At 67.6% G+C, this 11,627-nt stretch carries 7 protein-coding genes; 3 read left to right on the top strand and 4 right to left on the bottom strand.

The genetic code is table 11. The annotated features are described in order from the left end of the window. Positions 1-4 precede the first annotated feature (4 nt). Complete coding sequence (locus tag ABZ783_RS27420) at positions 5-1,663, bottom strand: ABC transporter substrate-binding protein (RefSeq protein WP_357442936.1); 1,659 nt, start codon at positions 1,661-1,663, stop codon at positions 5-7. Positions 1,664-2,065: 402 nt separating this feature from the next. Here ABZ783_RS27420 and ABZ783_RS27415 point away from each other — a divergent pair, with 402 nt between their 5' ends. From ABZ783_RS27415 to ABZ783_RS27405, 3 genes are all read left to right on the top strand, one after another. Further along, the gene (locus tag ABZ783_RS27415) at positions 2,066-4,165 is read left to right on the top strand and encodes an immune inhibitor A domain-containing protein (protein ID WP_357442934.1); all 2,100 of its coding nucleotides are present in this window, start codon (positions 2,066-2,068) and stop codon (positions 4,163-4,165) included. A 74-nt stretch (positions 4,166-4,239) separates the two neighbouring features. Further along, positions 4,240-4,680, top strand: coding sequence for a hypothetical protein (locus tag ABZ783_RS27410; RefSeq protein WP_357442931.1), 441 nt, complete (start codon positions 4,240-4,242; stop codon positions 4,678-4,680). After that, complete coding sequence (locus ABZ783_RS27405; RefSeq protein ID WP_357442929.1) at positions 4,677-5,237, top strand: redoxin domain-containing protein; 561 nt, start codon at positions 4,677-4,679, stop codon at positions 5,235-5,237. Before ABZ783_RS27410 ends, ABZ783_RS27405 begins: the two co-directional genes overlap by 4 nt. A 124-nt stretch (positions 5,238-5,361) precedes the next feature. On the opposite strand, the gene ABZ783_RS27400 is transcribed toward ABZ783_RS27405, so the two are convergent. The 3 genes from ABZ783_RS27400 to ABZ783_RS27390 all read right to left on the bottom strand — a co-directional run bounded on the left by ABZ783_RS27400 (position 5,362) and on the right by ABZ783_RS27390 (position 11,357). Beyond that, on the bottom strand, positions 5,362-7,488 hold the full coding sequence (locus ABZ783_RS27400; protein WP_357442926.1) for a peptidase M6: 2,127 nt from the start codon (positions 7,486-7,488) through the stop codon (positions 5,362-5,364). A gap of 300 nt (positions 7,489-7,788) precedes the next feature. Continuing rightward, entirely contained in the window at positions 7,789-9,876 is a 2,088-nt protein-coding gene (locus ABZ783_RS27395; protein ID WP_357442925.1) for a S8 family serine peptidase, read from the bottom strand. A gap of 296 nt (positions 9,877-10,172) precedes the next feature. Beyond that, positions 10,173-11,357 carry a cytochrome P450 gene (locus ABZ783_RS27390; protein WP_357442922.1) on the bottom strand — a complete coding sequence of 395 codons (1,185 nt, stop codon included), beginning with the start codon at positions 11,355-11,357 and terminating at the stop codon, positions 10,173-10,175. Positions 11,358-11,627: the final 270 nt, after the last annotated feature.

The raw sequence follows: 11,627 nt of genomic DNA, 5'->3' as shown, positions 1-11,627 counted from the left end.
ATCATCAGCCTTCGATCTTCACGAGCTTGAAGTACTCGAGGCTCACCGGTGACGGCTGGTAGCCGGTCACGTTCTTGCCTAGGGCCAGCAGCGGCCGGTTGTGCACGAACGGCACGCCGGGGATGTAGTCGAAGATGAGCTGGTTGGCCTCCTCGTACAGCTTCTGGCGGGCGGCCTGGTCGGTCTCGGTCAACGCCTTCTTGAGCAGCCCCTGGATGTTGGGCTCGGTCAGGTTGAACTGCGGGGTGGTCTCGCGGAAGAAGGTGCCCACGAAGTTGTCCGGGTCGGCGTAGTCGCCGCTCCAACCGAGCAGGAAGAGCTGTCCCTTCCCGTCCGCCTGGATGTTCTGCAGGTAGTCCGGCGTCCACGGGACCGTCTTCGGGACGATCGTGAAGCCGACCTTCTCCAGGTCCGCGGCGAATGACTCGTAGACCGCCTGCGGGTTCGGCATGTACGGACGCGACACGTTGGCCGGGTACCAGAACTCCAGCTTCAGGTCTTTCTCCCCCGACTCGGCGATGAGCTGCTTGGCCTTGTCCGGGTCGTACTCGTAGCCCTTGATGCTCTTGTTGTAGCCCCACTGCGACGGCGGCAGGAACTGGTTGGCCACCTCGGCGCCCTCGGGGTACGCCGCGGACAGCAGGCCCTGGCGGTTCACGGCGTGCGCGATCGCCTCGCGGATTTTGTGGTTCTTCAGCAGCGGCACCTTCTGGCTCATGCCGATGTACCCGACGTTGAAGGCCGGGCGCTCGACCACCTGGCCGACGTCCTTGACCGCCTGGATGTCGGCCGCCGCGACGCCCTCGTAGGCGTCGATCTCGCCAGCCTGCAGCGCCTGCATCCGCGCCGTGGCGTCGGCGATCGGCCGGAAGATGATCTCGTCCAGCGCCGGCTTGCCCTCGCGGTAGTTCTCGTTGGCCGCCAGGACCAGCCGCTCGCCACGGTCCCAGCTCACGAACTTGAACGGTCCGGTACCGGCGACCACCTTGGTGCCGAAGCCGCCGGTGTAGGCGATCGAGTCACCGCTGACGGCGAGGTCGGTCCCGCCCTGCTCGATCGCCTTGGGGCTGGCGATGGAGAAGGCCGGCAGCACCAGGCCGGACAGCAGTGCCGAGGACGGCTCCTTCAGGCGCAGCGTCACCACCGAGTCCTCGGTGGCCTCACAGGAGCCGTAGCGGCTGGTCTTCGGCGCGGCTTCGTTGTCCTGGGTGGCGAAGCCGCCGAAGATCGTCTGCCAGTAGTACGAGATGTCGCCGTTCTGCTGGGCGCCCTTGAAGTGGTACCAGCGGTCGAAGTTGTAACAGACCGCCTTGGCGTTGAACGGCTCACCATCGTGGAACGTGACGCCCTTGGCCAGGTTGAAGGTGTAGCTCAACCCGTCGTCGCTGACCTTCCAGTCGGTGGCCAGCGACGGGACGACCTCGGTCGTGCCCGGCTTCAGAGCCACCAGCGTCTCGTAGACCTGGAAGATGACGCGGAAGGACTCGCCGTCGGACACGTACGCCGCGTCCAGGGTCTTGGGGTCCTCGGAAGCGCCGAAGACGAAGGTCTTGCGATCTCCGTCCCCGGTCGATTTGGCCCCATTGCACGCGGTGACTGCGGCGAGCAGCCCCACGCTGGCCGACAGGACGACTATCCGCCCGACCTTGCCGTACACACGCATTATCTCCTCCTTGGCTGTCCGTCGCACGGGCCGCTGGGCACGCTCGGACCTCCCCTGTGGAACAGCAGAGAGCGCTCGTGCCGGGACGGTTGTCGCCCGACGCGGGACCCCGAGGTCCCGGCGGGCGTGAGGCGTGGCGGACGGGTGGTCACCGCGAACATGTCGAGGGTGCGGAGCACCTTCTGGGGCTGAGCTTTGCCACGGAGACTAGTCACCGAATCCGGCTGGTGCAATGTACAATTGCAACCTCGTTTCTCAATCGTGACCCCGAACTCCGGGGTCGCACCCCCGTCGATCGCCACAAGCGACAAGCCCCCCGTGCGACCACTCCCGTCCATGAGCGACCCCGGCCGCCAACGCTGGTGCGCCGGGACCCACCGAGCCACCGCAGGGAGGACCGCCGTGTCCTGGAGACCACGACCAACCCGACGGCGCTGGACGACCATCGTCCTGGCCGCACTCACTGCCAGCACCCTTGTCGCGCCGCAGACGGCCGGCGCCACGCCACCACCGGCTGCAGCCGGCGCGCCGGCGATCGTTCCGCTCGACCCGCAGAACTGGGACAACCAGTACGACCTCACCTGGGACGACTTCGTCCCCGTCCCCGGGACGGACTGGAGCGATCCCGCCCGCCAGCCCTCGGTAAAGAGGTGGAAGGCCGCACTCGTCGTCCTCGACTACCCCAACATGCCGTTCCAGATCAGCCAGGCACCGGGCTCGACGGTCTTCGGCAACCCGATCGGCGTCGGCAACGTGCCACGCGACGACGTCGCGGAGTTCTACCGCGACCTGCTCAACAAGCCCGGGCCACTGAACCACGGGCAGACGCTGAACTCCTACTGGATGGAAGTCTCGTACGGCAAGTACGGCATCGACCTCGACGCCTTCGGCTCCTACCGGCTGCCCCGCAACCACTTCGAGTACGGCAACTCCCCGTACGGCAACGCGAGCAGCTGCCCGCCCAAGTTCACCTGCAACGGAAACTTCACCCAGGACGCCCGCAACGCCTGGATCGCCGACGTCGGCCAGGCCGTCGCCAACTCCTACGACCAGGTCTTCTACATGGGTGCCGGCCTCGACGAGTCGACCGCCTGGCAGGTGTTCGGCGAAATGATGTTCCAGTCCCCCGAGGACGTGCCGGACGAGTTCGGGCCACCGCGGGAGTTCGACCCGGACGGCACCATGAAGAACTGGATGCCGACCCGGTACATCCCGTGGACCTCCTGGGCGGCCGGCTCGTTCACCTGGGCCAGCGCCGGCAACCGGTCCGCCAACATGGCGGAGTCGTCCGGCACCGCCGGTTACGCGCACGAGTTCAGCCACCTGCTCGGCATCGGCGACAACTACAACGGCGCGTTCGCGGTACCCGCGCAGCGGACCTTCACGGGACAATGGGACATGATGAGCCAGGGGTCCTGGAACGGCCCCACCGGCATGCACACCCGTTGGAAGGTGCCCGCCGACGGAGGATCAACCGTCGGCCCCCACCACAACCTCCGCAACAAGCTGCAACTTGGCATGATCACCACGAAGGACATCGTCGACCTCAGCCGGGACGGGCTGGCGAAGTCGGGAGTCGTGATCGCCAAGGTCAGGGCCCGGGCCGTCGGCCCACTCGCCGACGAACTACTCGGCGTACGGATCACGCTCGACGGTGCGCGTCCGGTCGACCGGACACCCTCATGTCACCCGTCCACGGGCGGGCTGAACTGCGCAGGAAACAGCGACTACACCGCCTACACCATCGAGACGGTGCAGCAGATCGGCGTCGACTCCTTCATCCCCGGCAACGGGGTGATCATCAACAAGACGAAGCCGCAGGCCACCAGCTGCGGCACCGCCACGTGCTTCGCCTGGACCGTCGACCCCAAGCCCGAGGACATCAACATGGTGGACTTCTATCAACCGGACGGCACGCCACGCATGGTGGTGCCGGGTGACCCGCGACAGCTCAACGACGCCACCTTCAACGCGGGAACCAACTCCGGAACCGAGTACGAGTGGTTCGACCGGGACAACCGGCTGCACTTCTACATCATCGACCTCTCGGTCGACGCCGACGGCATCCGGACCTACACCGTGGGCATACGCTCCCTCGACGGCGCCGGGCCGCACCAGCGAGGCGTCCGAATCGACGCCGGCGAGGCCGGACGGCACACCCCCGGAAAGGCCGCCACCTGCACCTTCCAGCTGAACAACACCGGCCAGGCAGCCGACATCGACCGCACGGTGCACCCCAGCGACGTCAGCGACAAGGTGCGCGGCGACGTCTACCGGCTGTCGGTCGAGTCGTCCGCGTCAGGCTGGCGCGCGGAACTCTACAACGAACTCGCCACCGCGCAGTTCGGGCAGAGCGTGACAGTGCCGGTCTACGTCACCCGCGTCCCGGGGGCGGCGAACAACACCACCGTGACACTGAGCGCCGTATCCGAAAGTGATCCGACCGCTCGGTCGACCAGCACCTGCACAGTCACCCCCGCGGACACCGGCCGCCACGTCTGACCGCCGGAAGCTGACGGGTGGGTGGCGGGCCTGCCACCCACCCGTCGGCCGGCCCCGGCACTGAGAGGGAACCGATGAACCCACCACGAGCGCTCCTGCTCGGCACCGCCATACTGACCGCAACATTCGCCAGCGGCTGCTCCGACCCGCCCGCCGCGTCCGTCAAGACCCAGGTCATCCGCCTGACCGTGCCCGACTGGAACCTGCGCCCGCCCGGCACCAGTTGCGCCGGGGCCGGGCCCTACCGCTTCGCCCACGCCGAGGCGCCGTTCGTCATCAAGGACGGCAACGGCCGCGAGGTCGCGCGGGGCAAGCTCCCCACTGGGACTTCCGAAAAGGCGATGGACGTCGACTTCAGCAAGGTCAAGCGCGAGCCGACGCTCTGCGTGATGCTGCTCAAGGTCGAGGCGAAGGAACAAGTCGAGGGACACGTCCTGGTCCTCGAGGATCGCCCGGGCGTACCCATCAAGAAGAGCGACGCCGCGGACATCGCGGGCGAGGTGGTGGTGTCATGAGGCTCCGCAATTGTCTTCCGGCGTTGCTCGTCTTCGCCATGGCCCTCGCCGGCTGCACCGGCTCGACGGACCAGGCCGACCAGCCCCCGCCGGCGGCCCTCCCCGGCCCGGTACCCAAGGGCGTCACCTTCGTCGCCCCGCCGACCAACGCCCCGCGGGCACCCGGATTCACCGTGGAACTGCTCGACGGCACGGTCCTGAACATGGCCGAACAGTGGGACCGCCGGCCGGTCGTCCTGGTCTTCCTCGAACCCTGGTGCACGCTCTGCGCCGACCAGCAGAAGGAGATCAACCGGCTCGCTGAGGAGTACCGGGACGTGGTCCTCTTCGTCGGCGTAGGCACCGACTCAACCGTCGAGCGCATGAGCCAGTACGTCCGCGACAACAAGGTCAAACATCCGGTGGGCATCGATCGAACCGGACAGGTCTGGCGGACGTACCGGGTGGAAGAGCCACCGCTGGTCGCGCTGGTGAGCAAGGGAGGCAAGCTGCTGCGCGGCTGGCCCGGCGGAACCGACACGCTGGGCGCGCAGATCAACGACCTCGTGGCCAGGTAGCCCGTCCCCGCAGGTGCCGAGATCTCCCTGGCGGTTCCCGACGCACCCGCCACGATTCTGGTAACGCGACCGGCGGCAGCCCGTTCGGGCTGCCGCCGGTCGCGTCTAGCGAGCTACCTCTAGATCATCGTCCCTCGCCCTGGCCGGCGCCGGGGGTGGTGTCCTTGACGTGGACCTGGCAGGTCACGCTCGTCGACTTGCTCGGGTCGCTCTCCGAGGTCGCGGTGAGGGTGACCGTGGCCTGGTTGGCCGATCCCGGCGTGCGGGACGCGTAGACCGGCACCTCGACCGTGCCGCCCGCGTTCGCCGCGACGACCTCGTACGGCATCCAGGTCGTCCAGCCCGCGCCTGCGGAGTCCGCCGAGAGACGGTAGACGTCGGAGCCGACGAACGTCGTCACGTCACGCGGGTGGCCCGCCGTGACGCCCGCCGCGCCGGTGTTGCTCAGCGGGAACGTGCACTGCGCGGTCCGCGACGGCTCGACACCCTGCTTCACCGGCTGTCCCAGCGCCACACCGCGGGCGTTGGGCCCGGACCCGTCCAGCGACCGGATGGCCACCGTGTACGACAGGATGCCCTCGGCGTCGCGCTGCACGTCCAGCACGTAGATGTGCAGCCGGTTGGCCTGGTCGACGTACTCGTACTTGGAACCCGAGTCGGTCCCCGCGTGGAACAGGGCATCGTTGAGCTGCCGGTGATCGGCGATGGTGGCCATCACCGGAGTGCCGTCCGGCGAGTAGTAGTCGACCATCTCGATGTCCTGCGGGTTGGCGTCGATCACCCAGTCGAAACAGTTGTAGCCGCAGGTGTTGCCCTCACGGGTCTTGTTCTTCGCGATCAGCACCCCGTTGTCCGGCGTGAACGAGTCGAAGCCCATCCGGTCCACGACCTCGACGGTGTAATCGTCCCAGCCGGTGTTGCCGTGGCAGAACGGATCCGTGTTGATGCTGCAGTCAGGGGTCCGGTCAGGACGCCCCGGACCGTCCAGCGCGACCCGGATGCCCGAGATGCCCTGCGCCCCCGGATCGACCGCCCGCGCGGTCACCTTGGCGACGACGACGCCGGAGTCCGCCAGTGCCTGCCGGCTGATCCGGAGCACGTTGTCCGCCGGCACGATGTTCATCGCTATCTTGTTCCGCAGCATGAGGCCGGCCGGGCTCCAGCCGCCCTGGTTCGGCGGTACGACCCAGCGCATGTGATGGCCGCCGGGGCCGTTGAACGAGCCGCGGTCCATCATGTCCCACGGGGCTGAGCCGACCCGGTGGAAGGGCGACGGGGGGTTCTCCCGGTGGGAGAACGGGTTGTTGTTGTTGTCGCCGATGCTGAAGAAGAAGTGGCCCATTTCGTGGGTGATGGTGCCGGAGCTCTCGCCCTGGCGGATCGACGACTGGCCCCACTGCTGGGCCGCCGCCTTCCACGAGGTCCATTCGACGTAGCGGGTCGGCGCCCAGTTCGGGAGGCTGCCGTCCTTGTTGAACTCGGCCGGCGGGCCCCACTCGTCGGGGATGTCCTCCTTGTTCTGGAACATCATCTCGCCGAATTCCTGCCAGATGCTGGTCTCGTCGTAACCGGCGTAGACGCGCAGGATCACGTCGTACCCGCAGTTGCCCGTGCAGCCGCGCGCGGTCCGCCACGCGTTGGCCGCGTCGTTGTTGAGGTTGCCGTTACACGTGTAGCCCTTCGGGCAGGCGGGCTGCTGGTTGAACTCGTTCAGCCCGTACTCGAAGAGGTTGCGCGGCATCTTGTAGGGGCCGAACGCGTCGAGCTGGGCGACCCCGAACTGACCACGGCTCTGCTCCATCCAGTACTCGTGGATGGTGCGCCCGTGATTGAGCTCGTTGGGCTCCATGTAGTACTGGCGGTAGAACTCGGGGACCTCATCGCGGCTGATCGGGTCGATCTGGGGGTTGCCGAACAGGTCACTCTTCTTCGGCTGGGTGATCACGAAGGGTTGGTCGGGGAAGTCGACCGCGACCAGGGCGATCTTCAGTCCCCGCACGGACGGCTTGACGTTCGGGTCGTTCCACTTCGTGTTCGGGATGTCCTTCCAGTCCGCCCACGTCATGTCGTACTGGTTTTTCCAGTTCTGCGGGTCGACGGGCTGGAGTTTGCCCGAACCGTCCGCGGTGGGTGCGGCGTACCCGGGCTGGATCGGGGTGGCGAGCAGGAGGACGACGGCACCCGCCGCGGCAACCAGGTGCCGCCATTTCCGCCGCCAGGGCGTTCGTCTTGGGATGAGCTGTTCTGTCACAACGTCCCCTTTCTGTGTGACGCTCGTGCGTGACATCCGGGAGAACTTCGGATCATTGCGCCGGAGGTACAACCCGGTCGGGCACCCGAGAGCCGGGCCACGACGACCTGTGGACGTCGTGAGGCCCGAGCAAGCAAGCAGAGTGCTATTGCACTATCACACCGCAGCAGGGCGAGGTGGTCAAGAACTTAACTCCCCAGACCCTCGAATCGCGTCCATAATGGCCGGCGGGCAGCGCGATGGATGCGGTCAGCAGCCGGGCCCACCTCGGCAAGCTGACCGAGGTGGGCCGGGAGGTGACTACTGTTGCACCGGCACCTGCGGGTTGTTGAAGGTCAGCGTGTTGGCCTTCTCGACGTTGCCCTTGGTGTCGGTTGCCCGGTACTCGATCGTGCGTTGGCCCGGTCCCTTCACCCGGAACGGCGCCTGGTACGCCGTCCACGGCCCGCCGTCGATGCGGTACTCGATGCGAGCGACACCGACGCCCCAACCGTCGTCGGCCCTCAGGGTCACCAGCGGGTTGGCCACCGGGTCCACGTCGCTGTTGGCGTGATGGCTCAGGGCGATGGTCGAAACCGGCGCGTCGACCTCGATCATCTTGAGGGCGGCCTCCAGGTTGGGCAGCGGCCCGATCTGCTGACCCGCCGTGTTCGCACCCTGCGGCGTGCCGGTGGCCCTCAGGACCTCGACGATCTGCTGGGCGGTCCAGGGCTTCTGGCCGGTGGCCTTGAGGTACGACTGGATGGCCACGACGGCGTTCGTCACGATCGGCCCGGCGCCCGACGTGCCGCCGAACGACTGCGTGTAGCGGACGTTGAGGTTGGCGGGGTTCGTGCCACCCTGCAGGTTTCCGTTACTCCCCGTGGTGGTGATGTTCTGCCCCCAGCCCTGCAGGTCGAACCGGGTGCCGTAGTTGGAGAAGCTGAGCCGCTCGTGGTCGGTGCTGCTACCCGCGCCGACCATGATCGAGCCGGAGTGCTGCACGGCCGGGTCGAACCAGCGGATGCCGTTGCGGGTGTACATCGGGTCGTCGGAGTTGGTGTTGCCGTTACCGCCGGTCGAGACCACGGTGACGCCCAGCGCGGTCAGCAGCTTGATCGCGTCGAACACCGCCGGGATCCATTCCAGCGGTGCGTACCGGGTGCCGCCGAGTGGGCTGGAGGTCTGCTGCTCCAGCAGCACGACATCGCCGGGTCGCAGGCCGCCGTTGGCGGCCAGGTAGACCAGCGCCGGCCCGGGGTTCCACGAGGTGCGACCGGAGGGCAGCCGCTCGTTCGGCGAGATGCCGTAGAACTGGGCGTCGGGAACCCCACCGGTGACCCCGTACTCGTTGTCACGACCGGCCATGATGCCGAAAACGGCCGTGCCGTGCTGGTCGGCGAAGCCCGTGTAGCGCGGGAAGGCGTCGCCGCCCAGGTCGCTCGACCAGTCCAACTGCAGATCCTCGTGGAACGGGTTCCAGTCGTACTCAAGGTCGGCGACCTTGATCCCCGCGCCGCGCAGTCGCGGGTCTCGCCGGCTGAAGTCGGCGTCGATCCCGGTCGGTGCCGGGCGGAGGTATCCCTGCCGGCCGGTGAAGTCCGGCGTGGTCGACGGCGGTGGCACCGGCTCCGGTACCGGATAGACGTGCGCGACCTCTGGCAGCGCCGCGAGCTCGGCCATGACGGCCTCGGCGTTCACCCCGGACGGCATGGTGAGGCGGTACCACGACGACATGTCGGGCACCTCCCCGCCGGTGCGCTCCTCCGCCTCACCGGCGAGTTCGGTCAGCTCGGCGGACGAGACGCTCTGCAGCATGGGCACGAGGTCCCGGACTTGGCCGTGCCGGTCGAGCACGCTCTCGACCCGCCTCAGGCTCTGGCCGCGTGCGCTGTGCAGGCCGGCGTTCGCACCGCGGATCGCCAGCGACTCGGCAAACTTGATCTCGAATGCGAACTCGGTGTCGACCTGGTCGGTCCCGGTGATCTCGCGGCCGTCGGACATTCGACCGGACAAGTTCAATTCGGTACTGTCCGGGCCGAGCCCGCCGGAGCTGGTGAGGTCCGCCTTGTCGAAATGCAGCACGAGATCCGTACGGCCGTCGCCGTCGGCATCTCTTTTCGTCGCCATCGCCGCACCGTCCGCCCATTTCGCGGGCGATGCACCACTGACCCCGGGCGCACCGAGCAGGACGCTGTCGGCGTCGACGGCGGTGGCGTCGAAAGTTGGGGTACTCCGCACGATCGCCGGCACCAACCCGGTTCCGGCCAAATTGATGTGGTCGGACAGCCCGACGGCGAGGTCGACCCGCCCTGCTACCGACTCGTTCGCGTACGCTGGCTCGACGGCCAAGGCGCCGGGCACGACGAGTGCACCGAGCGCGATGGCGGCCGAGAAACGCCTGACCATAGCGACTTCCTCCGTTTCTGGACGCTGTAGACCTGCGATGGTGCCCGCCGCATGACGGCCGCCACCGCGACAGGAATCTTGTCCAGAACTGTATTTGCTCATTCACTGCGGTAACTATCTACAATCGTCGCGTGTTCTCGACTGTGGATCGAACCGATGTCGCAACGAACCGTTCTCCGCTGTCTCGCAAAACGATTTCTGGCATGGTGCGACCAGGGCTTGGCACGCATATTGGTGTCGGCTGTCGGGGCTGTGCCGTTGCCCCATCTGGCGTCCGGCCAGATTGAACGCCCCCGTCAAACCTGCAGCGGCAGTCCGTCCTGATGAAGACGGAAACCGTCGAGGTCGGCAGGATCGACCGCGAGGCGGAGGCCGGGAAGCTGTTGCGCGATCCGTTCGAACATGAGTCGGCTCTCCAGCCGGGCCAGGTGAGCGCCGAGACAGAAGTGGATCCCGTGCCCGAAGGCGATGTGCTTGCGAACGTCGGGTCGGTGGATGTCGAACACGTGCGGCCGGTCGAACACCGCGGGGTCACGGTTGGCTCCCCACAACGACATCGCCACCCGATCGAACGCGGGGATCCGACCACCGGCTATCTCCAGCTCCTGGAGGGCGAATCGGGGTGGCACGATCTCGACCGGGCCCCGGTACCTGAGGGTCTCCTCGACCACCGCCGCCGCCAGCGACGGGTCGTCTCGTAGCGCCTGCCACTGTTCGGGGTGGGTGAGCAGGAGACGAATGCCGTTGACGATCAGGTCGACCGTGGTCTCCTGACCGGCGACGAGCAGCAGCTGCACCAGCGCCACCAGCTCATCGCGGTCGAGTGGTTCACCTCGCTCCGCCACCAGCTGCGACATCAGGTCGTCGGCCGGAGCCGCCCGGCGCTGGGCCGCCAGCTTGTCGAGGTAGGCCGCGAATTCGACCGTCGCCGCCGGGCCGTCGATGCTGGCTGACACGATCGCGGCCGACCAGGCCCGGAACCGTGGTCGGTCCGGCTCGGGGATGCCGACCAGCTCCGCGATGACGTTGACCGGCACCGGGTCAGCGAGGTCGCTCACCCCGTCGATGTGTCCCCGCTCGCGTGCCCGCGCGACCAGCTGATCCGCGAGGTCGGTGATCCAGGGCTCCAACCGGGCCACCGCTCGCGCCGTGAAGCCGCCGCTGACCAGCCCTCGCAGGCGGGTGTGGTCGGGCGGGTCGAGGTTGATGAGCTGGCGAGCCTCGATTCTCGCCGCCTCCGACAGTTGTCGTGGGGCTGGCTGCTGCATGCCGGGGCACAGCCGGTGAACCTCGTGTCCGATCGCCGGGTGACGCAGCCCCGCCAGCACGTCGGCGTGTCCGGCGATCACCCAGAAGCGGTTGCCCGCGGGATCGACCTGCAGCACCGGCCCACCACTGTCGCGTACCCGGTCGTAGAACCGGTGCGGGTCACGGCGAACCGCCGGATCCCACAGCTCCGAGATGCCGAACTCGGCGGCCACGCTGCCTCCTCGAGCAGGAAGTCCACTGTGCACTGCCGTCGCCCCTGCGCACCCCGCCGGCGCCCACCTGGCCGCCACGTCGTGAGCCCCGCTGCGGCACGGATGCCGGTGCCGGGCCAATTCAAGTTGAGCGCTAACATAGATAGGTTTCCGGCAGGTGTCAATCGTTGGGTTTACTGGTACGTAGGGATTGACGACGCCGCGAGTTAGCGCTCACACTGCCTGTCATCAGGGGCTCCGTAGCCGATGCCCCAGCCCCCTTTCGTGGCG

The organism is Micromonospora sp. NPDC047738 (genome assembly GCF_040642675.1).
In the GTDB taxonomy this organism is placed as follows: Bacteria; Actinomycetota; Actinomycetes; order Mycobacteriales; family Micromonosporaceae; genus Micromonospora.
Note: the sequence above shows the minus strand (reverse complement) of the source record. Positions and strands in the feature narration are given on the sequence as shown.